Genomic DNA, 21,472 nt, shown 5'->3' on the forward strand with positions numbered 1-21,472 from the left:
GGTTGATCTTTGCTCGTACAACCTCGTTGAGAAGGAACTCCCGAAGTGACCGCTGGAGACGAACAGACCGAAACCCGTGAAGGCCACGGCGATCGAGTGCTCGGTCTAGTGACCGACCCCGACATGCCCACCGAAATCGGATCGCGACTGGCTCAACGAATCACCGATTGGCTCGGTGAACGCACCGGCGAGGCGTGGACGGTCGAGGTGGTGTCAGACCCCGTGACCGCCGGCGAAGCCGACAGTGAGGAAATTCTTCAGGCTGTGCAGGCCTATCTCTCCGAGCGAGACTGGTCTTACGCGATCTGCTTGACAGACCTGCCGCTACTGCTTGAACAGAGCCCACTGCTGGCCGACGCCAGCAGCCAGCGCAAGGTCGCGCTGGTGTCGCTGCCTGCACTTGGCGGACTGCAACCGTACCGGCGCGTCCGCCAAGTGATCACTCAACTGCTCAACGATCTGATCAGCGGGAACGACGGCAGCGGACAGGCCTCCAGCGATCACCACATGGCCAGTTGGTGGACCGATAAGCTCGCCCCGATCCGACGCAGCAGCCCACCCACCGAGAACATCGACGTGCGCTACCAGGCTTCGCGGATACGCGGATGGATCCGCTTGGTCTCGGGCATGGTGCGCGCCAACCGCCCCTGGCAGCTCATCTGGGGCCTGTCGAGTGCACTGGCAGCAGCGCTGGCAGCAGCGGGTTTCGGGCTGTTCACCTCGACGGTCTGGCAGGTCGGAGATGTGCTGGGGCCCCTGCGTTCGATCGGTGCGACCGTGTTCTCGCTCGGACTGATGACTGTCTGGTTGATCGCGTCCCATAAACTTTGGGAACGCGTCGGCCGCCGAGCCGACCGCGACCGGCGCCTGGCAGTGCTCTACAACGCCTCCACAGTCACCACACTCGTGATCGGCGTGGCATGCCTGTACCTCGTCGTCTACGTGACCAACCTGATCGCCGCCGTGTTCATCCTCGACTCCAGCGTGGTCGCGAGCATGCTCGGTCACGCCACCGGCTGGACCACGTACGCCCAACTGGCCTGGATGGTGTCGTCGATGGCCCTGATCGCCGGAGCTTTGGGCTCCAGCCTGGAATCCGACGCGGCCGTGCGCCAAGCCGCATACGGCTACCGCGAAGAACAACGCCGTGCACGAGAAGCGACTGAGGACGACCGTCGCTGAGCGGTTTCACACAAATTCGCGCGGCATCCGTCACACCGGCCGGAGTCACCTTTACCTACGCGGCCGGTGTGGCGATGTGTCGGCTCGATTGTGACCGGACGTGCGGGCCAGGCTCGTGCAGAAGCTCAAGGCGGAACGATGGGAGCCCCTGGCCGCCGCACACAGAAGAGGTACGCGCGTGGTTGACAACTTCACACCAGTCAGAAGCTGACCAAGTTCGGGACCGAAACGTGGCGAAGGCGCTGGGTTTCGACTTCTCCTGATCAGGGAACACAGTCCCAGTGCGTGGGTTGAGCCAAAGCCCTCGTCGAACCTGCGGACGCTTGACCGCCGCACCAGGTACTGAAAGCGGGTCGCAGCACTGAAGCGAGAGTGAATGGACTACCAGCACGATGAGATCGCCACCGACATGCTCCAACCTTGCGATGAGTGGCAACAGTTGATCACTGCCGCAGAGTGCGCCGGGCGGCGGGCGGCCCGACAACTGGCCGTGAAGTGTTCCACCGAACACCTGGCCCGCGAGGGCAACGTCACGGTCCACGTCGAACCAGCCGAATCACCCGCAGCACTCTGGCTAGGTAGCCGCGGCCGCGCGGACTTCACTGATACCGGAGCACTCGTCCCGGTCACGATCACCGAAGGAGACTTGCGCCCCGCCCGGCAAGCAGCGGCGAAAGCCCGCTCGCTACTCGTCCACCACGCCTACGCCACAGCGTTCTGCACCGTGCTCGCGGAAGAGGCAGGCGTGACCGCAGAGGTCCGCTTGGCGGATCAAGCCCCGGCCAGCAAAGGCCGCTCGCGAAGTGAACTTCCAGGGCACGCCGAGCCGGACCCCGCGTGAAAATGTTTCGCCGGTCCCGAGCCACACAGGCCACAGCGCGCCACGGCGAGAAGCCAAGTTCGTGGTGACAGAGTGGCACTGTTCGCCTCGACGGGTGAGAGGCTAGTGCAGTGCATACAGGGGTGCGGATGAACTTGGTCGGAGAAGCCGAAGACATTACTGAGTGGCTGCTCACAGCGGCGGAACGGGGCAACACTGCCAGTGAGATTGATGAGCGGCACGCGGATGGCCGTGCCTGGAGTACTGGCAACCTGGTACGCCCACTGGTAGACGGTGCAGAGTACTTCGCCCGATTACGAGACGAATTGCGCGACTGCCGCGCTGGCGATCAAGTATATTTCGTTTCGTGGCGTGGTGATCCTGCGGAACACCTCGCCGAGCCTGGAACGGCGATCTCAGTGGAGTTAGCCCGCGCGGTGAGCTCGGGAGCCTCCGTACACGGTCTCGTCTGGCGCTCCCACCTTGACTGGATCAACAGGCACGCACGGGAAAACCGTGATTTCGTCAAGATGCTGCAGGTGCTGGGTGGCGCGGTGGTGCTCGATCAGCGAGTACGCGCCGCAGGCTCCCACCACCAGAAATTCATCGTGATTCGCCGTCCCGAACGGCCCGATACCGATGTCGCATTCGTGGGCGGCATCGATCTCAGCCACAGCCGACGGGATGATCGAGCCCATCGCGGTGACCCTCAACCGCAACATCACATGGCGGCAGCATACGGCCCGCGTCCTGCTTGGCACGACATCCACTTGGAAATCCGCGGCCCTGCCGTGTCCGACGTGGAGCATTGTTTCCGGGAGCGCTGGAACGATCCGACCGCACTGCAGCATTTGCCTTGGTTGTGGCTTTACGACAAACTACGCCGAGGCGCGACCACACCACTTCCATCCGTGCTGCCGGTGCCGCCGAAACAAGGTGAACATCTCGTCCAGTTGTTGCGCACCTACCCCAAGAAGACGCCACGCTACCCGTTCGCTCCACGAGGAGAACGCAGTGTGGCCCACGGTTACGCGAAAGCTCTTCGTCGAGCGCGTCGACTCGTCTACGTCGAGGACCAGTTTTTCTGGTCACCGATGGTCGCCAAAGTGTTCGCAGAAGCGCTCAGGCGGAACCCTCGACTACGGTTGGTCGCAGTAGTGCCACACGCGCCGGACGGTGACGGCAAGGTACAAGTGGGCGCCAGCGATTTCGCTCATCAGCGGGCATTGCGCATTCTGTATGACGCAGGAGGAGAACGCGTCCAAGTTTACGAGCTCGAGAACGAAAACGGTTTTCCCGTTTACGTGCACGCGAAAGTCTGTGTCATCGACGATGCGTGGGCGGCGGTGGGTTCGGCAAATCTTAACCGACGTTCCTGGACTCACGACTCCGAGCTCACCGCTGCCGTGTGCGACCGCGGAGGAAACAACGAGTTCGCACGAAACCTAAGGACGCGCCTGTGGCGCGAGCACCTCGGTCACGACCGCGATGGCGACGGTGATCTGACCGAGCCGGACGCAGAGGTTCTGCGCCACGCCGCAGCCCGCCTCGACGAGTGGCACGCTGGTGACCAACAAGGCCCTCGCCCGCCGGGCCACCTTCGTTCACATCCAGTTCCGAAAGTCTCGCCGATTACTCGCGCATGGGCACCCATACTCGCGCGAACCGTCTTCGACCCGGACGGCAGCCCCTATACTCCGTGGTTTCGACGCCGATGACGTTTGCACCAGCAACACCGCGGCGTCGACTTCGCCACATCACGGACACTCATGCTCACCCGCAGCTACTCGTTTGTCGTGCACGGGCACGGGCACGGGGCCTTCGAATGCTACCTTTGGACTAAATCTGATGGTGGCGGATTCGATCATTAAGAAAGCAGTCCCTCGGCAACTTGATTTTGCACTTCACCCCGGCGCTGGCCCCGAAAGAATGCGTCGGTGATAGTCGATATGATCGCCACTACTGCCGAATTTGATTCTGATCAGAGACGCTTCATACTGGAAATGGAATTTTGTAGATAAAGCGTGATTACGGGGAGGGGTGCATCTGCTACTCGGCAGAACAGATGCACCCCTGCGCATCGCCCGGCGGAACACGGCTTCCGGCTGAACCAAGCTCCTCCTCGGCCGACCTTGCCCCGGAAGCAACACCGACCTAGTCTTCGGGTTTCCCGATTGCTCGACAGCTACACATGCATCACCGATATTCGACTGCATCAGAGCGCAACGCGGGATGTTTGAGCAACGGGTCGGCCGGGTATCTCCCGGAGCAGACCGTCCAGTTGAATGCCACGGCCAGCTGGCGAGCCGCCCTCGACTATCAGAAGGAGGGGACGGCCCGGCAGGGCTGTCCGCGCGCACCTGCGCTCAAGGGATGAAACTTCCCTGTTACCTCCGCTGAGGGCCGTAGAAGGCGGCGTTGTCTACGTATATCCGGCCGCTGTCCGCAAAACTTGCGAAGGAGGCGCACGAATGACGGCCACGGAAATACTGCCCCAGGACCGCTACCCCACTCGATTCCGCCGCGAGTCCACGCTGATCAACCGCACGGATCCCGTGGTGTGGCCCGGAGTGAGCGCCGGCCCCGCCAGCGCCGACGAGCTCGAAACCCACGAGGTAAAAGGGTTCCACACCGTTGAAGGACTGCTGAGCCCTGCCGAGGTACAGACGTACTGGCGAGAGCTGGATCAGCTCACCGCGGACGAGCGAGTGCGCGATGACGAGCGCACGGTCGTGGAAAAAGGAACGGACGAGGTGCGTTCGATCTTCGAGGTCCACCGGCTCAGCGACGTGATCGCTCGATTGGTGCGGGATCCACGATTGCTCGACCGCGCCCGGCAAATCCTGGGCTCAGACGTCTACGTCCACCAGAGCCGGATCAACTCGATGCCCGGTTTCAAGGGCAACGGGTTCTACTGGCACTCCGATTTCGAGACTTGGCACGCCGAGGACGGTATGCCGGCGATGCGGGCGGTGAGTGTCTCGATCGCGCTGACCGATAACTACCCGTTCAACGGCGGGCTGATGATCATGCCTGGGGCGCACCGCACCTTCGTCTCCTGCGCCGGGCGTACTCCGGAAGACAACTACAAGTCCTCCCTGACCGAACAGCAGGTCGGCGTCCCCAACCAGCAGGACGTGACCCGGCTCGGTTACGAGCACGGTATCGAACAGTTCACCGGTTCCGCCGGTTCTGCCCTGTGGTTCGATTCCAACTCGATGCACGGTTCGGGCAACAACATCACGCCCTTCCCGCGCTCGAACATCTTCGTGGTGTTCAACAGCGTCGACAACGCGCTGGTCGAGCCCTTCGCCGCGGCCCGCCCGCGCCCCCGGTTCATCGCCGACCGAGACGCGACGCCGGTGACCCGCTAACCCGACCGCGAGCACCCCGTACGAAGGCACGGAAAACGACACGCAAACCAGACCATTTTGGAAAGGAAGAAAAATCATGCAATACCAGGAATTTCTCGCACAGCTGCGCAGGCATGGCGGCCCGCAGGACGAGGACCAGGCGGATGCCACGATCAAAATTGTGCTCGCCACCCTCGGACAACGCCTGGCGGGCAACGAACCACACGATCTGGCCGCTCAGCTGCCCACCGAACTCAAACAGCCGCTGCTACAGCACAACGGCGACGCAGAAGTCATCGACGACGTCGACGACTTCCTCCGACGGGTGGCCGACCGCGAAAGTCCCGGAACCACACCGGAACAAGCACGCGAACACGCCCAAGCCGTGTTCGCCACGCTCGCGGGCTTCGTGAGCAAGGGCGAGATCGACGACCTCCGCGCACAACTACCCGCCGGATACGCCGCACTCCTCCCCTGACCGGAGCAGGCGGACAAAACAGCAGGACACGAAGGCCCCTCGGCGGTTCCGAACCGCCGAGGGGCGGAACCTACTTGACGCCACTTGGACACGACATTATGAGCGAAGTGCAGGACAACGAAGAATCCGGCCTGCTGCGTTGCCTCGCTTGCCGATCCAAAGTCACGCCGAGGCAGAGCCGTCTCCCCTACTCCCATCACACACCGTACGGAACTTGGTGCCCTGGAACTCCGGGACGCATGGAACTGTACGACCCCGAGAACAACGCCCCGAACGAAAACGCAAAATAAATCACCGAAACTTCATAGAAAAAGTTTCGCGACACTCATTAATGCAGATTCATTGCATCTCGACCTAGCAGACCAGACTTTGCAATAATGCAATCTCCTAACGTATTCGGTTGGGAAGTCAACGCCAGGTGATGAGCCCGCAAGCCAGGGTGAGGAAGCCGCAGTGGATGTCGGTGCGGCGTTCCCAGCGTTCGGTTAGGCGCCGGTACTGGTGCAGTAGTGCCGGGTTTGCTCAACGACCCAGCGCACCGCCTGGTTATCGTCACGAGTGCCACGACGGCTGATCGAAGGCCGTATTCCGCGCTGCCGCAGTAGGTCCCAGTATGTGTCGTAGTCGTAGCCCGGTCGGCGAAGAAGATCTTTGGTCGGCGGCGCCGGTCGACTGGTCGGCGGCGCCGGTCGACCTCGACGGCCTCGGACACGGGAACCGGCGTCTGTGAGCGGAACGAGCTGCGTGACGTCGTTGCGTTTACCACCAATGAGCGTGACTGCGAGAGGTACTCCCCGAACGGCCGGCCCCTCAACCGGACCGCGTTGCGGTGTCGGTATCGGCGGCACATGACCGGTCGCGGTGGGTCATCACCGTGGTGAGGCGGCCCAGCAGTTCCCGCGCGAGGGCCTGGTCGGATTCCGAGAGCGACCAGCAGACCGCGTCGATCTCCAGGATCGCGGGCAGCCAGGTTTGCTGGGTGGCCGCGCGGCCGCTGGGGGTGTCGGTGATGCGTACCCGCCGGCGGTCGCGGGTGTCGCGGACGCGTTCGACGTACCCGACCCGTTCGAGGCGGTTGACCAGGACCGTTGTAGCCGGCGAGGAGACCCCCAAGCGCCCGGCGAGCTCCGCGACGCCCATCGGCCCGTGCTCGGACAGCGCCATGATCGCGGTCATGTCGGACAGGTTCATCCCCATGTCGTGGGCGGTGCGGACGGTCAGCTCTTGGGCTGCGCCGATAAAGCTGCGCACGGCCAGCGTCGTGTCGTTGAGCGCGGCGAAGGCCGGCTGCTGGCGTATCCGGTGATTCGCTTCGTCGGTCACGACTACATTTCACCACGCCAGTTAGTTAAACTATTTACCTATTGAGGTATACAAAAGACATGAGCACACCAAGCATCCTCATCTCCGGCGCCGGTATCGGCGGGCCCACCGCCGCGTGGTGGCTGGCCGCGGCCGGCTGGGACGTCACCGTGGCCGAGCGCGTCGAGCACTTGCGTGACGAGGGACAGAACGTGGACGTGCGAAGCGTCGGCCGCGAGGTACTGCGCAGGATGGGCCTCGAGGACACCATCGTGGGCCACCACACCACCGAGACCGGCCAGTCCTTCGTCGACGCCCACGGCCACACCTACGCCAGCTTTCCCGCCGACGCCGCCGACACCAGCCCCACCGCGGATCTGGAGATCCTGCGCGGGGAACTTGCCCGCCTTTTGCACGACCACTCCGCCGACCGGGCCGAGTACCAATTCGGTGAACAGATCACCGCTCTGCACGACGACGGCCACGGGGTCGACGTCGAGTTCGCTCATAGTCCGGACCGCCGGTTCGACGCGGTCGTGATCGCCGAGGGATCGCGGTCACGCACCCGGGATCTCGTGTTCCCCGACCCCGGCCTGCACGAGCTGGGGCTGCTGTTCGCCTTCGCCACGATCCCGCGCACAGCCGCCGACGACCGCCAGTGGCGTATCCACGATGCCGGGCGCGGTCGTCTGGTCCACCTGCGACCCGACAACGTCGGCACCACCCGGGCAATGCTGACCCTGCGCTCCGACGTGCGCAGCCTTGACCGGCTCGATCACGACAGTGTCGTCGCGGTGTTGCGGGGGACCTTCGGCGATGCCGGTTGGGAGGCTCCGCGCATCCTTGCCGCTCTCGACGACGCTCCGCTCTAACTCGACCAGATCACCCAGGTCCGCCTGCCCACCTGGCACCGCGGCCGCATCGCGTTGCTCGGCGACGCAGCCTGGTGCGCGGGCCCGTTCGGCACCGGCACCACCAACGCACTAGCCGGCGCCTACCTGCTGGCCGGCGAGCTGGGCGTCGCGCCCCACGACATCCCCGCAGCCTTCGCCCGCTACGAGGCCATCCTGCGCCCGCAGACCGACCGCGCCCAGACCTCCGTCATGCCCCCCATCTTTCACCCGCGCGCCCGGTGGGAGCACGCACTGCTGCACGCCGGTGTGCGCGCCCTCGCTGAACCGCTAGGCACCGCGCTCAAGCGGTTCCGCTCCACCGCCCCACCGCTCGGCCTCATCACGTTGCCCGACTACCCCGCACCGGCAGGCACACGAGCATGACCACCAGTCCGTCATCGAGCCCAGGACCACGATTGCAGCTCGGGAGCGACTGAAAACGGCCGCACGCTCGCCGTGGCCCGGCCGGTCTTCGCAGCCTCCCATCGCCGCCACCCGGCGAACCGTCCTTACGCCCCACCGCAGCCGGCCGCCACACCCATCTGACGACTCCGTTGGCATCCGTCGCAGACATCGCAGGAGAAACCATGCAGATCCCCGTGTACCACCGCCGGACCAGCTTGTGAGCACCCCGATCCTGACGCCCCTCACCGACCAGCTCTTCCGCATCAACCTGGCATTCGGGCAGTGCTGGTTGTGGCGCGATACGAAGGAGGCCACCGACGAGGTCACCCTCGTCGACTGCGGCCCGCCCGGTTCCGCCCCGACCATCGCCGCCGCGCTAACCCAGCTGGGTCTGGGGACCGATACCGTCGCACGCCTGGTCCTGACCCACTACCACCTCGACCACATCGGTTCCGCTGCCGAGATCCGGGCGTGGAGTGCGCAGGTCTTGGCCCACCCCGCCGACGCTCCGGTCATCCAAGGCGACACCGCCGAACCGCCACCACCACTGCTCCCGGCGGAGGAACCGATGTGGGCGCAGATCCCGCACGACACGACAGCGCCGCCCTGCCCCGTGGATCAACAGCTCCGCCACGGCGACACCGTCCCCATGGGCGACGGCGCCGTCGTGCTGCACGGCCCCGGACACACTCCCGGCAGTATTGCGCTGCACCTTCCCCGTCAGCGTGTGCTGTTCACCGGCGACACCATCGCCAACCTCACCGGCACCCCGATCCTGGGGCCGTTCAACGTCGACCGCGCCACTGCCGCAGCCTCTTTCCTGGCGCTGGCCGACCTCGACACCGACATCGCCTGCCTCGGCCACGGCGACCCCCTCGCCACAAACGCCGGACAACGGCTACGCGAACTGGCCGACCTCGGCCCGTTCTCCGCGTGAACCAAAAACGGACACATAACGCCTGGTAAAGCACACCACCTGGCACGAACGGGGTCGAGCGCTACCGGCCGGCCTCGGCGCTGGTTTCGGCCGTGGTGCTGGTCGTGAGCCGCCCGCCTTAGATACGGTAGACCTTGACCCGCGTGCCCGGGCGCGCGCTCGGCTATGTGCGCTGTAGTCCCGCTCCGGGACCAGCACCTCGCCGCCTGCTACGACGAGCATGCGGGCGGAGTCGTGCGGTCGGACGCCGTCCGAGTCGGCGGATGGATTCGCCGCCACTGCGGCCGCCTGTTCAGCCACAGCGACCGATAATTCGGCTACACGGTGGCGGCACCTGCGGGCGCAAGCGCGGCGGCCCTTGCTCCCACCCGAACCTCCACTGAAGACGAAGGATCCGAAGCTGCGGCAAGAGACGTCTGATTGGATTGCCCGCTCATCTCGCCGAGTATGCTACCAACAGGGCGACGCGCGAATGGAATCTTTTCCGACCCTTGCACTCCAACATCGCGGCGCTCAGCTCGCGCCTACGTAGCTGCCCAGGCACGGCAACCCGTCGGCCACAGCGATACTCCGAACAAAGAATACTACGGGAGTTCTAGTCGGCCACAGGCCGCCTCACTCGCGACAGCTAGCAAGTTCCGTTGCGGGGAGCTAACCGAAAGCACCCGAAAGAGCTAATGCGAATGGTGCTTATGTACCAATATTGTTGATCAATGCAAAGGCAGGTCTCCCCTGGACCGACATCTATAGACGAAAACGCGCTGCTGCACACATGGCTGACCGGCCGTGTCTCCGACCTACTGGAACTGTCTTCTACTGACCTCGAGCAAGCCTGTCGTGAATTTGACATTCTCGTTTGGCGATGGGGTTCTGAGCGAGTCGGACGTGCACTCCACGCTCTTGCCCGAGACCTGCAACTTTAGTTTGCACTTGGGTGCTCGCCGCCCGCAGGGACCCCGGCGACCTCTCAGAGGGGTGAGGGCGTGGAGCGTCGCGGCATGTGGGCCCCCCGCCCGCGGACCGCCGCACGGGATATCAAGACGCCCCCAGGGGCCGTCCCGTACATAGGCGGCGGTGGGCATAGCGGTGCCTGTTGCAGCAAACGCCAACGTCTTCAGATTGCGATTCCGAGGAGAGGATCGGGCATCATCAGCGCGTCGGCCCGTGAACGCTCGATGGCCTGGTTCACCAGTTTTTGCCACCTGGCCCTGCGCAACGAACGCCGCGCCGATATTTGAAATCACCTCCACTCCCCAGCCTCTGCCCGCGTTTACTTCAAACGACTCCAGCGGATACAAGATCTTAGCTTAGCGCGCCTTTTCGTTTCCTCTGGACCAGATACCAAAGGAATCACGTTCACCGCCACAAAGACTCAAAGACGCGCGCGTGACGACCATAGCTCCATAAAGTGTCAGGCGCAAAAATCGGTGATTCATTTTTTGCCGAACTCGGAAAACAAGCCGAGAGTCGGCATTAAAAACCTCAAGGATCTGATCTTTTCCCGCTTCGCGCAGAATTTTACGCCCACCGACTCGATAGCACCAACAAAGTAGCGCTGCCGGTTGACTCGTCGTGATGGTCAACCGCCGAGCGTCGCCGTGCACGGACACGTCGATGCGACGCCACCGCTGAGCTAGCGTGGCGGTCAGATCGCCCTCGACTCGGACCGATTTCGCAGCTTCGGCTGCTTTCACCGGCGACGATCCCGATCATCGGTCGAAATTCGGAGCGTCCCGTTGATGCGCCAGGTCGCGCGCGGCGCTTCATCACCCGTGCGACTTGGAACATCGATTTCTAGTCCATCAAATGAATAGGTGACCTGAGCTTCTTTACCGGTCAGATAGGCCCAGAGTTCTTTGCCGAACTCAGTGATGTCTCGCTGGTCGCACGGCGCAGTCACGATAAACCCCGATCCGTTTAGTCCTGCTAATATTTCGTTGGTTTTATTTATTTCTTCCAATTGCAGTTTCGGTGCTACTGCCTTCAACAAGGCGCTTGATATTGGCCAGGGTCTGCTCGAGCCCAGCCCGAATCCCTGGCCCGTCGGCGCGTTCCGTGCTAAGCGTCACCAATACTTCCGCGTCGTCACTGCCAGCTTCGGAAACCACAAGCCGACCCGAGTAGCTACTCTCTCCCTCAGATCTCCAACTCATGGCACGAGCTTGATGATCGACATCGAACCACGCTTCACCCGCACGGCGCACACCTTCGACTTTGGCAACGACGTACACTGAATTCGGACCGGTGTATTCAGCCGACTGCATCGCGGCGAAGTACTCTGGCAGGTTTGCCACCTCGGCTAGGTAGTCGAAGAGCACATCGGCGTTTACCCGGACAATAGAACTGTGCTGATAATCCACGATACCCCCAGCCGTACTTTCGCGCACGTCGTGTTCCTAGCTCATTCTACTATCAAACAAACGGGCTCGCACGTCAGCGAAGACTACTGCGCGATCAAGCCCGATCGTTTGAGATTAATCCAGCATCATAGCGATCTTCCCGAGAAGAAGATAGCTTCCGTTCAACTATTCGCAACGGTTTCGCCGTTGACCAGAGCCGTGTAACTCCGATTCGAGCAGCCAGCGCAATCAAACCACTGACTCTCCAGAGCCAGCTGTCTAGTTATCGGTCGCGCGCGGTGCATCGAATCGCCATGTTCGAAAGGGTATTCCGGATTGGTTCACTGATCTCAGCAGCGGCTAGGACACGAAGTGCTTCCGTGGCGCGATACACGATAAGTTCTTCTATGCGCTCTCGGACAGGCGTAGCGCGAATTAGTTCCTGCCATCGCTCGATATCGCTAGCGTCGAGTTCAGTAGCAGCGAACAATTCATCCATCTGTGAGCGTATGCGCTTCGGAGCGATTTCGTGAGCGAGAACGACGACGCTGGTGGCCTTCCGGTTCCGCAGGTCGTCGCCGGTGGTCTTACCCGTGACCGCAGGATTGCCGAAAATTCCGAACAGATCGTCGCGGAGTTGAAACGCCTCGCCGATCAGACTCCCGTAGCTGCGAAAGACGTCGAGCACCGCAGGACGCGCGCCGCCCAGGAGAGCACCGAGGACAAGCGGGTTCCGCACCGTGTAGTTTCCCGACTTACGCCGGGCGATGGCCAGCACTTCCTCGAAACGCGGAACGCGGCGAGCATCGTTGACCAAATCGGCGAGCTGTCCGACCGCGAGCTCACTTCGCATGTGGTCGTAGCAAGGCCAGGCCCTGTCGAGAGCGATCGTGTCCAGGCCGCTGGTTCGCAGCATGTGCTCGGCCCACACCAGTGACAGGTCTCCCAGCACAATCGCCGCCGAAGCGCCAAACCGCTCGGATGACCCGGACAGCCCTTGTCCGCGGTGCCACGCGGCAAATCGCACGTGGAGGGACGGCGTACCCCGTCGCTCGATCGAGTCATCCATGACGTCGTCTTGCATCAACGCGAACGCGTGCAGCAGCTCCAAGCTGCCCGCAGCGCGCAGTGCGCTCTCGCTTTCGGGAGCACTACTTCGCCAGCCGAGGTAATTGAACGTCGACCGCAGGTACTTGCCACCGGCAAGGAAGTCCGAAAAGAGGTCGGCGACAAACTTGGCGTCGGGCAGGTCGGAGAGATCGCGGATGCATCGTTCCCGCACGAACTCGTGGACATGGCCAGCGATTCGCCGAGGCACGGCTTCGTACTCGGTGGCGAAATCCGCTCGGTCCGGTTCCGTGTAGGTGATCACTTCTCCTCCGGCTCGTCCCGGCGGGCGCGATCGTTCAACCGTGCTCGCTCGATGGCGCGCAGCCTGGTTTGCTCGGAGCGAACCAGCGCCTCCTGGTCGCGGGTGGGATTTCCTTCGGCCATCGCCAGCTCAGCATCGACCATTTCCTGCTCCCGTGCACCGGGAGTGCTCGATACATCCAGGGAAACAACCGCACCACGATCGACCCGGTAAGGGTTCCCGAGCGGCAAGTCACCGGTCACCCGGCCATACGACCCCAGAATCAGCAGTACCAGGCCGGCGATCAAGCTGAAGACCACGTTCGGCATCCCGAACGCGAGGTAGTTGAACGGAGTGTTCAAGATCGCCAGATGCGCGAGGCCAGACAGCACGAACACGCAACCGAGCACTGCTGTCGCGGTGGAGGCCGCAGGCCCCTTCCACAACGCAGCTGAGATCAACAAACATCCAGCAACCAGCGAGATCGTCGAAAGCAGTCCGTTGCTCGACAGTCCGAGCACAGGCTGCCCGGAAGTCGAGAAGTACGACAGCCCGTGAGCGAAACCCAGACCCGCGAAGACCCATAGTCCCAGGCCCAATGCACCGGCACCGACGCGGTGCACGACGTGGACAGGATGAACGCGCTGTCGCGTGCCAGTAGCCGCCATGGCGTCCGCCTTCCGCCGAAGTCAGCTTTCGCTCCACCGACTCGGCTCACAGTAAGAACGATGCACAAGCAGAGCAACTCGTTCACTCCGCTCCGTGCAGAACCGGAGCTAGGGTTCGTTGCAACGCGTTGGCTCTTGACGGCACTTCACCAGCGCGTCCAGTACCGGAAACCCAAGAGCCACTGCTTGGCAATCGCAGATTCAGACGGCGCGCTCGGCGGACGTGCCGCGCTACCCGGTTCTGCGGCACGCTGGGGCTTTCCGGAACCTGACGCACCACAGGGAGAAACCATGACCTCATCGGCGACAGACACCGACGTGGTCGTGGTCGGCGCGGGGCTGGCCGGTCTGTCCGCAGCTGTGCGCCTGCTAAAAGCAGGCCATCGGGTGCAAGTCTTCGAAGCCTCTGACGATGTCGGCGGCCGAGTACGGACCGACCTCGTCGACGGCTTTCGACTCGACCGCGGATTCCAGCTGCTCAACCCGGCCTATCCCGCTGTGCGGAGGCTGATCGACCTTCGGGCGTTGCGCCCAGGGCGGTTCTGGCGCGTTCTTCGCATCGTTGGCACTGATCGAATCCGGTATCTGGGCAGCCCTTTCGACACCCTCCAAGGCATGGTCGGCCTCAAGCCGCCGAGCCCGGTGGGTCTCCGGGATCTGGCGGTGCTGTCCGCGCTCTCGCTGCGAGACGCCGGAGCTCCCGCCCGGTTGCTCACCGGCGCCGCCGACAGGGCCACCGCGCGCGAACTCGACCGGTGGGGATTGTCAGCACCGTTCGTCAACGATGTCTTGAAGCCGTTTTTGACCGGCGTGTTCGCTGAGGCCGAGCTGAACACCTCAGCACGATTCTTCCACCTGGTCTGGCGCAGCTTCCTCCGAGCGGCACCGGTATTGCCCGCCGACGGCATGGGTGCCTTGGCCCGCCAGCTCGCCGACCGCCTGCCCGCTGGGACGGTGCGGCTCAACGCTTCGGTGGAGTCCGTTGACGCCGGCGAGGTCCGAGTCGGCGGTAAGCGGCACACCACGCGCGCCGTCCTCGTCGCCACCGACGCCACCTCGGCCGCACGCCTGCTACCCGGTCTGCCGGTTCCCGGCTGGAAAGGGCTCCACACGTTCTACTACCGGGCGCCGAGGGCGCCGCTCGCCGAACCGGTCATCACCGTCGACTCCCGTCGCGGTCCGATCGTCAACACGACCGTCCCCTCCGCCGTGTCCGACAGCTACGCCCCTACCGGGCAAGCGTTGATCAGCGCCACCACACTCCACAACGACATCGAAGACGACGCTCACACCCAGGAAGCGGTGCTGTCCCAGCTTGCCGAGCTGTACCGGACCAGCACGAGCGACTGGGACTTCATCGCGCACTACCCGATCCCGCAAGCACTGCCGGCCATGACCGCGCCGCACCGACTGCGCGCGCCAGTGCGCTTCGCACCAGGACTGTACGTTTGCGGCGACCACCTCGACACCAGCTCCATCCAAGGCGCGCTCAGCTCCGGCGCCCGCGCGGCCAATGCCGTGTCGGCCGACCTCTCAAGTTGATCATTCGGCACCTTCGCATGCCGTGCTCCAGGTGCTATCGGCTGTGCACCCCACGGGACGACGGATCGTAGTAGAGCTCCGTCTCCCCGTTCTTGAGCGCATCGACGATCCGGTCCGCGATGTCCTCCGAATCATGCGCGGGAGGCAGATCTGGAGCCGCGCCCGCGAGTGCTCGATCAGCCAGACCGGTGTCCATGTGCGGAGGTCGCAGATCGCACACGGTGATGTGCGAACGCCGAATTTCACGCCGCAGCGCGGACAGCCACGCCGACACGGCCCCCTTGCTGGCCGAGTAGTCGCTCATGCCCGCAGTCGGGTAATCGGCGAGAACCGCCGACACCACGGCGATCACACCACCAGGCCCGAGATGAGGCAGTGCGGCGCGGGCCAAGGCCATCGGTGCGAGCGCGTTGACGGCGAAGAGTTCACTCGCGACGGCGTTGCTCACGTCGGAGGCCGCACCGAACGCGGCGACGCCGTGCGCGACGACCAGCCCGTCGAGTTCGTCGAGGGCCGCGGCGGCGTCCTCGACAGCCCGGACGCAACTGTCCGAATCCCCTGCATCAAAAGTAATCGCGGTGGCCGCCCCGCAAGCACGGCTCACCTGCTGCAAGCGGTCGTCGTTCCTGCCTGCCACCGCCAGCCGGGCCCCAGCGTGCGCAAGCCGGGTGGCGAGCTGGCCACCGAGCACGCCGGTCGCCCCAGTGACCATGATCCGAGCTCCGCTCAGTTCCATCCCACCCCCACGTGCAGCTGTCGGCATCGACTACGCGACTCGTCGCCAGCATGGCCACCCGCAAGGCTGATCGCAGCTTCGACACCGTCGGCCTCGGCGATACGACTACCGTTGGTATGCATGCGGCGTTCGTCCGGCAACCCGTGGACCGGAATACTGCGACGGCATCGGAGACCGCCTGCATCGCCGCTTCGTAGCAGCCAAGCCTCGCGCAAGCGGGCGCAAAGAAGACCACCGGGAAACCGGCCCTCGCGAGTGCACTAACCCACCGATCCTGAGCACAAACCACAAAAAGTCCACTGTGGACGGATTTTCTTAGTCGCGAGGTCTAGCTCTGCTGACGGCGCGATTCGACTGTCCCCTCAGCACGACCTTCAGCAGCTCGCCGCAAAGGGGTTGAATTACGCCTCACCGCGATTGGCCAACGCGCTCGCACCGCACAACACACCCCAGGTGAGCGCCACGGCCACCGCCTTCGCCCGCACCTCCCGATCCGAAACCGACGTCGCCAGGACGACGGCATCGCCCAGATCTGAAGCGACACGCACCGCCACAGCGACGCGAAGCGCCGTAGTCGAGCGGGCGGTCGCCATCGCCACACCGGACGCAACGTCACGCACCCCGACCGTGCGGCACAGCGCCGCGACGCTCGGAGGAGTCTGCTCCCGCTGGGGGATCAGCCCGGCCGGGCGGGCGAGAAGTGCCGGGGACACGACGACGGCCGCGCCGTAAGCGGCGGTCGCTACGCCGAGCACGCGTGACAACAAGTTGCTCATGGTTCGCTCCCGAAAGATAATCGATCAGCGCGAGCACGCCGATCACCGGCACGACCGCGGTAAGCCGGATTCGGCGTCAGCGACTCCGTGCCATGCAACCGCTCCTTGAACGAGGCGATCACGTCAACCGGGACGAGACCGTACGCGAGTTCCAGCTGCCGTGCACTGGTCGCGTGTAGCGGTGGAGAAGGCAAGAATCTCAAAAGGTCCGGGAGCGAGAGCCGCCTTCCCATGACGAGCTCGGCTTGGTCGGGTTCGATGAGTTTTTCCAGCCCGGTGCACTCGGTCGAGCATCGCACGGTCTGGTCGAGGTGGTAGGCGGAGTTCGAGGTCTTGCTTCGAGCTCGTGGCGGTGCCGCGAAGGAGTTCTTCGTTCGATGCGGACCTCGCTGTGAATCCCTTCAAACGTCGACACCGGTGGCGGTCAAGATGGCGACGGAGAGCCTCGTAGAGACGCGACGGGCAGGCCGAGTTTGATGCGGCACGCTTCGCAGACGTCGTCGCGCGCCCGGACGAGCTGCGTCAGCGAAAAGATCTCTTGGCCGCACCCGCAGTACCGCGTTCGGGAGCGCTGTTCGTGGCGTGGGTTAGCGCATTCGGTGCTGTGTCCGGACGGTGTCTTCTTGCGCTGGCTCCCGGGTACCGGCATGTATTCCCCGGTGCTGCCGGTGAGCTCGCGATACAGCTCCAGGCTCCGGGGCGAGGTCAGGTAGACGCGGTGCGCGGTGTCCCGCATCGGCACGATCCGCTCGGCCGGGGCCAGGGCGGCGACGTCGTCGATGGTCAGTCCTATCCACGGCTCGCGGTGGGGATGCCAACCGCCACAAGGGCGCTTTCGGCCGTCTGGGCAGGCGGCGAAGGCGCCCGGCGTGCATTTCAGGGCGCTGAACTCGGATAGCCCGCGGGCGGTCGCGGCACGCCGTGGCGGCATGTCGCTCCACGGGATCGTGGAGTTCACCGCCGGTACGTGGTGGACCCAGTCCGGAGTCCGGTCACTGTCAAGAAACCAAATTGGCAACCACCCGGCCCGGTAGGACTTGGTGGTGCGTGCCTTCACCGCCTGGTCCTGGGCGTAGGACCGCTGCACCTCGATCCCGGTGAGCCGAGGACCTTCGATCGCGACGTCGAGGCGGGTTCCTCTCCCGGTCGAGAACTCCATCGAGACCCGGTAGCCCGCGTCTTCGGCGGCGCGGCACCAGTAGTCCTTCTGCCGCCGGTGCTCGTCGGATTCGATGGGGTCGCCGTGGTCGCACGGCGTGGTCTCGACGAAGTGGACTGCCCAGTAACGGCCACGCGAACAGCGTCGGATAAACATTTCCGCGGCAGCGCCGTCGGCTCCCGATTCCAGACAGAGCAGCGTGCCCTGACCACGGACGATGCTGCCCCGGAGGGACTGGATCAGTTGGTGATCACGAGTGCTCAGGCGAGCGAGATCCAACACTCTGTCTTCTGGCGTGTACCGGACCTGGGTCGACATAGCGAAACCTCCCGATGAGCACCACCGTAGAAGCCGCCCCCGACACCTCGGAGAGGTTCACACCGCGCGGATGCCCTTGCCTGGAAGTTTTACGAGCAGCTGGCCTGGGAAAATAGCGGCGCCCTAGCCCACCCGGGTCTTAATTGCGATGACCCAACGGAAAGAGCAGCTTCGGCTGGATGTCTTGCAGCGCGGAGCTCCGTACACGAACACCGGCTCCGCAGTCGTCACGGAGGAGAGCACGAACGCCCCCGAAGATCCAGAAGCTGCTCAGACCTTCCTGCGCCGCCCCGCCGAGTGAGCCGACCGGTCATTTCGGTATGACGTCGAGAACGCGCAGCGCCGGCCCGTGCCCGCACGGCGTGGGGACGCTCGGATCGGGCCTGCCACGCACGACGATGTTCGCGCCTGGTCGCAGCTCCGAGGGATCGCCGCCGACCAGCAGATACGGACGGCCGCCGTCGACGAGCAGTCGGCATTCCGGCCGCAGCCCGGTCTCCACGGTTCCCGACACAGTGAACTCGCGGTCGGTTACACCCCCCGCATCGGGCGGGGCCGGTGGCGCCGGTTCCCCACACGGACGTGGCGGCGGGGCATCGCCATCTCTGGTGGCCTGCACCTTCGCGTCCACGGTGACCTCCCCCGCCTGAGCGAAGGTGAGGGTGACGGGGAAAGTCGTGCCTGGGCGCGTCGGCTGCGCGATCCCGATGATTTCCAAGTGGTACGGCGCCGCCCCTTCGGTCTGGCCGGGTGCTAGCGGCACCGTGCCACCTGCCGTGATCGGGATTCTTCCGACGGGCTCGGCTCGCCCGTCGCACGCCCGGTCCCAGCGCAACTCGACCCGCTCGGCTCGCGAGCTCCGCGCACCGACCAGCGCGTCTTGCCGTGGTGCTCCGTTGATAAGGTGCAGCCGTGCTTCGGCGGTGCTACCGGGCGGATACGCGGCTTCGGTCCCGGCCAAGTGCAGGTTGCGGATCTGCATCTGGCCCACGTCGATGTTCGAACCGACCGTGCCGCTCTGCAAAACCTGCTGGGCGTCGCAACCCGCGAGCACGAAGACCCCAAGCAGCGCTAAGCACCATCCTGCACCGTTGCGCGTTGTCGTCAACCCCAGCACGCCGCCGACGTACCCGGTGACGAACCGGGAGAAACCCGGCACCTCAAGGTGTGCGGCTGCGACGTTGCAGTTCGTGGGGAGGGGACCGTGCCCCGATCTGAAGTGGAGGTCGGGGCGCGGTACACCTCGGTTCAGATCAGGTGATCAAATTCGCCATCCTTGATACCGCGGACGAAGCACGCGAACTCGTAGTGGGTGAAGACCTGGGTGCGGTCGGCACGCACGTCAGCCGCCAGCTTGTCGTCTTGGATGCTGACGAAGCCGTCCTGGCTTGCCACCGCCACGCATCCGGCGTTGCCGTTGGAGGCTGTGGCTTTGGCGTGGGGGGCTGCGATGAGCTGGGTGTACTGCTCGTCGGTGAGCAGGTCGCCGTAGGGGTTGTTCATGTCGTTAGCTCCTTGATCACTTCACGGATCAGGTCCGAGGACTCGCGCGGGGCGAGGGCTTGGGCCAGAGCCGCGTCGAATGTGTACATGCACTGGCGAACCGGGTTGCGGGCCTCGTAGACCCGCTGCGCCGTGTCGCTGTCCACGTACACCACGTCACCATCGTCCTCGTCGGCGAACCCAAAGATCACGACGTTGTCCGATCCAGGGAGTGCGCCGGCGGAGAACGGCAGTACGTGGATTGTCACCGGAGCCTGCCGACTGATGTCCAGTAGGTGCTCGAGTTGGCGGCGCATCACCTGCGGCCCGCCGACCACGGTGCGGATGACCCCCTCAGTCAACACTGCGGTAAGCCCCTCGAAGTCTGCGTCGAAGAGGCGCTGCTGGCGCCGCATCCGCGTCTCGACCATTCGGTCGACGTCGATAGGCGACACGAACGCGCGGGCGGTCGAGACCACAGCCTCCGCGTACGCCTTCGTCTGCAAAAGGCCCTGCACGAACGCCAGGTCGTAGGAACGGGCCGTAGTAGCGTCCTCTCCGAGTTCGATCAGCATCTCCACTGGTTCGGACAGCAGGTCAGCGTAGTCATGCCACCATCCCTGCTCATCCGCGCGGCGACGTAGATCTTCAAGTTCGGCCAGTCGGTTCTCGGCATCAAGAACAGTGGCCAGTCGACCGAGGTGATCCGGCGTCATCCGAGCAGAACCACTTTCCAGTCGAGACAGGTGGCTGGCCGACATACGACGTTCATTCGGCATCTCGTCGTTGAAACGCGCCAGCAGTGCTTCTTGACTGAGTTGCGCGTCCGTCCGCAACCTGCGGATCGACTTGCCCAACTGCCTACTGTGGACCGTCTTTCGCACGACCATCAGCGTGCTCTCCTCCTTGTCACTCGGCTGCCGTTGTCACTACCGCATCGATGATCAGCTCGACTACCACCCGATCGGCGTACTACAAGATCGTGAAACTTTCATGCATGATTCAGGATAGTTGCCTGATGGTTTGGAGTCTGCCACTCCGCTATTCGGCATCGCGAACTCCGGGGCGGCGTCGCGACCCCGAACACGGCGCCGCCCCGGACACCACATCGCGTTGAGTTCCGTGAAGGAGGGGAGAAATCGATGACGCATGCGTGGAGCCGTTGATGGCGCCAGTCCAGATCAGCAGGTTTCGCACATTGATGTGCGACAGCGAGAAGGGAGAGGTGGCGGCGTGTCGGCATTGGTGATGTTCCTGTTGGTCGTGGCGCCGACGTTGACGATGTCCGGCTAGCTGCGCTTCCCGGGCCGGTGTGGGTGCGGTTGGTACGGGGTTCGCAGTGGCACCGGGCGGGGGCGAGTGTGGTCCGCGGTCGGGTGCGGTGACGGAATTTTCCGGTGTGTGTCCGCCGCGTGCGGGCGGATATGTGATCTGCCTCGACTGCGCCTATGTGTCCGGTATCGCCGAGCAGGCGGCGACCTATGTGCCGGAGCAGCCTGCCGAGCGCACGACCGAAATCCCTGTGGTGCCGGAGGAGTTCGCGGACTTGGGTGCGGCGGCGGTGGTGGCGGGGTCGTGGGCCTCGGTCGCGCCGGGTCGGCATCGCGCCGACGGGCCGACCCGCGAGATTCCCCGGGTGCCTGCGCACGCTCGAACGAGTCCGTCTTGGCCTCACAGCAATGTGGGCGTGGAAGCCCCCGGCAGTCGGAACCTGCCGGGGACGTCCACGCC

Annotated in this window: 21 protein-coding genes; 10 read left to right on the forward strand and 11 right to left on the reverse strand. The window is 64.3% G+C overall.

From position 1 onward, the window contains the following. The first annotated feature begins 45 nt into the window (after positions 1-45). The 5 genes from ACWD38_RS10945 (at position 46) to ACWD38_RS10965 (ending at position 5,833) form a co-directional block, all read left to right on the forward strand. On the forward strand, positions 46-1,182 hold the full coding sequence (locus ACWD38_RS10945; protein WP_450123968.1) for a 5,10-methylene-tetrahydrofolate dehydrogenase: 1,137 nt from the start codon (positions 46-48) through the stop codon (positions 1,180-1,182). A gap of 376 nt (positions 1,183-1,558) precedes the next feature. Then, positions 1,559-2,023, forward strand: a complete 465-nt coding sequence (locus tag ACWD38_RS10950) for a hypothetical protein (protein WP_450123969.1) — start codon at positions 1,559-1,561, stop codon at positions 2,021-2,023. A gap of 128 nt (positions 2,024-2,151) precedes the next feature. Beyond that, positions 2,152-3,720 carry a phospholipase D-like domain-containing protein gene (locus ACWD38_RS10955; RefSeq protein ID WP_450123970.1) on the forward strand — a complete coding sequence of 523 codons (1,569 nt, stop codon included), beginning with the start codon at positions 2,152-2,154 and terminating at the stop codon, positions 3,718-3,720. Positions 3,721-4,473: 753 nt separating this feature from the next. Continuing rightward, positions 4,474-5,376 (forward strand): ectoine hydroxylase, encoded by a 903-nt coding sequence (gene thpD / locus ACWD38_RS10960; RefSeq protein WP_450123971.1) that lies wholly within the window; start codon positions 4,474-4,476, stop codon positions 5,374-5,376. A 76-nt stretch (positions 5,377-5,452) separates the two neighbouring features. After that, a complete protein-coding gene (locus ACWD38_RS10965; protein WP_450123972.1) occupies positions 5,453-5,833 on the forward strand; it encodes a DUF2267 domain-containing protein in 381 nt (126 codons plus the stop codon). Positions 5,834-6,643: 810 nt separating this feature from the next. Here the strand turns inward: ACWD38_RS10965 and ACWD38_RS10970 are convergent. Further along, positions 6,644-7,156, reverse strand: a complete 513-nt coding sequence (locus ACWD38_RS10970) for a MarR family winged helix-turn-helix transcriptional regulator (RefSeq protein WP_450123973.1) — start codon at positions 7,154-7,156, stop codon at positions 6,644-6,646. A 59-nt stretch (positions 7,157-7,215) separates the two neighbouring features. On the opposite strand from ACWD38_RS10970, the gene ACWD38_RS10975 reads away from it, so the two are divergent. The 3 genes from ACWD38_RS10975 to ACWD38_RS10985 all read left to right on the forward strand — a co-directional run bounded on the left by ACWD38_RS10975 (position 7,216) and on the right by ACWD38_RS10985 (position 9,370). Continuing rightward, a complete protein-coding gene (locus ACWD38_RS10975; RefSeq protein WP_450123974.1) occupies positions 7,216-8,007 on the forward strand; it encodes an FAD-dependent monooxygenase in 792 nt (263 codons plus the stop codon). 54 nt (positions 8,008-8,061) lie between these two features. Next, complete coding sequence (locus tag ACWD38_RS10980) at positions 8,062-8,412, forward strand: hypothetical protein (protein ID WP_450123975.1); 351 nt, start codon at positions 8,062-8,064, stop codon at positions 8,410-8,412. A 238-nt stretch (positions 8,413-8,650) separates the two neighbouring features. Next, the gene (locus tag ACWD38_RS10985; RefSeq protein ID WP_450123976.1) at positions 8,651-9,370 is read left to right on the forward strand and encodes an MBL fold metallo-hydrolase; all 720 of its coding nucleotides are present in this window, start codon (positions 8,651-8,653) and stop codon (positions 9,368-9,370) included. 1,690 nt (positions 9,371-11,060) lie between these two features. Here the strand turns inward: ACWD38_RS10985 and ACWD38_RS10990 are convergent. From ACWD38_RS10990 to ACWD38_RS11005, 4 genes are all read right to left on the reverse strand, one after another. Next, positions 11,061-11,360: a hypothetical protein gene (locus tag ACWD38_RS10990; RefSeq protein ID WP_450123977.1), complete on the reverse strand. Its 300-nt coding sequence runs from the start codon at positions 11,358-11,360 to the stop codon at positions 11,061-11,063. Continuing rightward, on the reverse strand, positions 11,314-11,757 hold the full coding sequence (locus ACWD38_RS10995; protein ID WP_450123978.1) for an SRPBCC family protein: 444 nt from the start codon (positions 11,755-11,757) through the stop codon (positions 11,314-11,316). The genes ACWD38_RS10990 and ACWD38_RS10995 overlap by 47 nt, the downstream gene beginning before the upstream one ends. Before the next feature lie 235 nt (positions 11,758-11,992). Next, positions 11,993-13,081, reverse strand: a complete 1,089-nt coding sequence (locus ACWD38_RS11000; protein ID WP_450123979.1) for a polyprenyl synthetase family protein — start codon at positions 13,079-13,081, stop codon at positions 11,993-11,995. Continuing rightward, on the reverse strand, positions 13,078-13,728 hold the full coding sequence (locus ACWD38_RS11005; RefSeq protein ID WP_450123980.1) for a DUF4383 domain-containing protein: 651 nt from the start codon (positions 13,726-13,728) through the stop codon (positions 13,078-13,080). Before ACWD38_RS11005 ends, ACWD38_RS11000 begins: the two co-directional genes overlap by 4 nt. A gap of 291 nt (positions 13,729-14,019) precedes the next feature. Between ACWD38_RS11005 and ACWD38_RS11010 the strand changes: the two genes are divergently transcribed. Then, positions 14,020-15,270: an NAD(P)/FAD-dependent oxidoreductase gene (locus ACWD38_RS11010; protein WP_450123981.1), complete on the forward strand. Its 1,251-nt coding sequence runs from the start codon at positions 14,020-14,022 to the stop codon at positions 15,268-15,270. A gap of 34 nt (positions 15,271-15,304) precedes the next feature. Here ACWD38_RS11010 and ACWD38_RS11015 read toward each other — a convergent pair whose 3' ends face one another. The 6 genes from ACWD38_RS11015 to ACWD38_RS11040 form a co-directional block, all read right to left on the reverse strand. After that, on the reverse strand, positions 15,305-15,982 hold the full coding sequence (locus tag ACWD38_RS11015; RefSeq protein WP_450123982.1) for an SDR family NAD(P)-dependent oxidoreductase: 678 nt from the start codon (positions 15,980-15,982) through the stop codon (positions 15,305-15,307). Between the two features lie 425 nt (positions 15,983-16,407). Then, positions 16,408-16,782 carry a DUF4267 domain-containing protein gene (locus tag ACWD38_RS11020; protein WP_450123983.1) on the reverse strand — a complete coding sequence of 125 codons (375 nt, stop codon included), beginning with the start codon at positions 16,780-16,782 and terminating at the stop codon, positions 16,408-16,410. Between the two features lie 424 nt (positions 16,783-17,206). Beyond that, positions 17,207-18,259: a competence protein CoiA family protein gene (locus ACWD38_RS11025; RefSeq protein WP_450123984.1), complete on the reverse strand. Its 1,053-nt coding sequence runs from the start codon at positions 18,257-18,259 to the stop codon at positions 17,207-17,209. Between the two features lie 310 nt (positions 18,260-18,569). Next, entirely contained in the window at positions 18,570-19,418 is an 849-nt protein-coding gene (locus ACWD38_RS11030; protein WP_450123985.1) for a copper chaperone PCu(A)C, read from the reverse strand. A gap of 89 nt (positions 19,419-19,507) precedes the next feature. Next, positions 19,508-19,762, reverse strand: a complete 255-nt coding sequence (locus tag ACWD38_RS11035) for a DUF397 domain-containing protein (protein ID WP_450123986.1) — start codon at positions 19,760-19,762, stop codon at positions 19,508-19,510. Then, the gene (locus ACWD38_RS11040; RefSeq protein WP_450123987.1) at positions 19,759-20,598 is read right to left on the reverse strand and encodes a helix-turn-helix domain-containing protein; all 840 of its coding nucleotides are present in this window, start codon (positions 20,596-20,598) and stop codon (positions 19,759-19,761) included. Before ACWD38_RS11040 ends, ACWD38_RS11035 begins: the two co-directional genes overlap by 4 nt. Before the next feature lie 524 nt (positions 20,599-21,122). On the opposite strand from ACWD38_RS11040, the gene ACWD38_RS11045 reads away from it, so the two are divergent. Next, positions 21,123-21,472 (forward strand): hypothetical protein (locus ACWD38_RS11045; protein WP_450123988.1); only part of this gene is annotated, 350 nt, incomplete at its 3' end.

It is taken from the genome of Saccharopolyspora sp. NPDC002578 (assembly GCF_053592695.1).

Bases quoted from the DNA above. Each gene is read 5' to 3' on its own strand.
- ACWD38_RS10950 (WP_450123969.1), top strand. From the start codon at position 1,559: ATGGACTACCAGCACGATGAGATCGCCACCGACATGCTCCAACCTTGC.
- ACWD38_RS10955 (WP_450123970.1), top strand. From the start codon at position 2,152: ATGAACTTGGTCGGAGAAGCCGAAGACATTACTGAGTGGCTGCTCACA.
- thpD (WP_450123971.1), top strand. From the start codon at position 4,474: ATGACGGCCACGGAAATACTGCCCCAGGACCGCTACCCCACTCGATTC.
- ACWD38_RS10965 (WP_450123972.1), top strand. From the start codon at position 5,453: ATGCAATACCAGGAATTTCTCGCACAGCTGCGCAGGCATGGCGGCCCG.
- ACWD38_RS10975 (WP_450123974.1), top strand. From the start codon at position 7,216: ATGAGCACACCAAGCATCCTCATCTCCGGCGCCGGTATCGGCGGGCCC.
- ACWD38_RS11005 (WP_450123980.1), bottom strand. From the start codon at position 13,728: ATGGCGGCTACTGGCACGCGACAGCGCGTTCATCCTGTCCACGTCGTG.
- ACWD38_RS11010 (WP_450123981.1), top strand. From the start codon at position 14,020: ATGACCTCATCGGCGACAGACACCGACGTGGTCGTGGTCGGCGCGGGG.
- ACWD38_RS11015 (WP_450123982.1), bottom strand. From the start codon at position 15,982: ATGGTCACTGGGGCGACCGGCGTGCTCGGTGGCCAGCTCGCCACCCGG.
- ACWD38_RS11020 (WP_450123983.1), bottom strand. From the start codon at position 16,782: ATGAGCAACTTGTTGTCACGCGTGCTCGGCGTAGCGACCGCCGCTTAC.
- ACWD38_RS11025 (WP_450123984.1), bottom strand. From the start codon at position 18,259: ATGTCGACCCAGGTCCGGTACACGCCAGAAGACAGAGTGTTGGATCTC.
- ACWD38_RS11035 (WP_450123986.1), bottom strand. From the start codon at position 19,762: ATGAACAACCCCTACGGCGACCTGCTCACCGACGAGCAGTACACCCAG.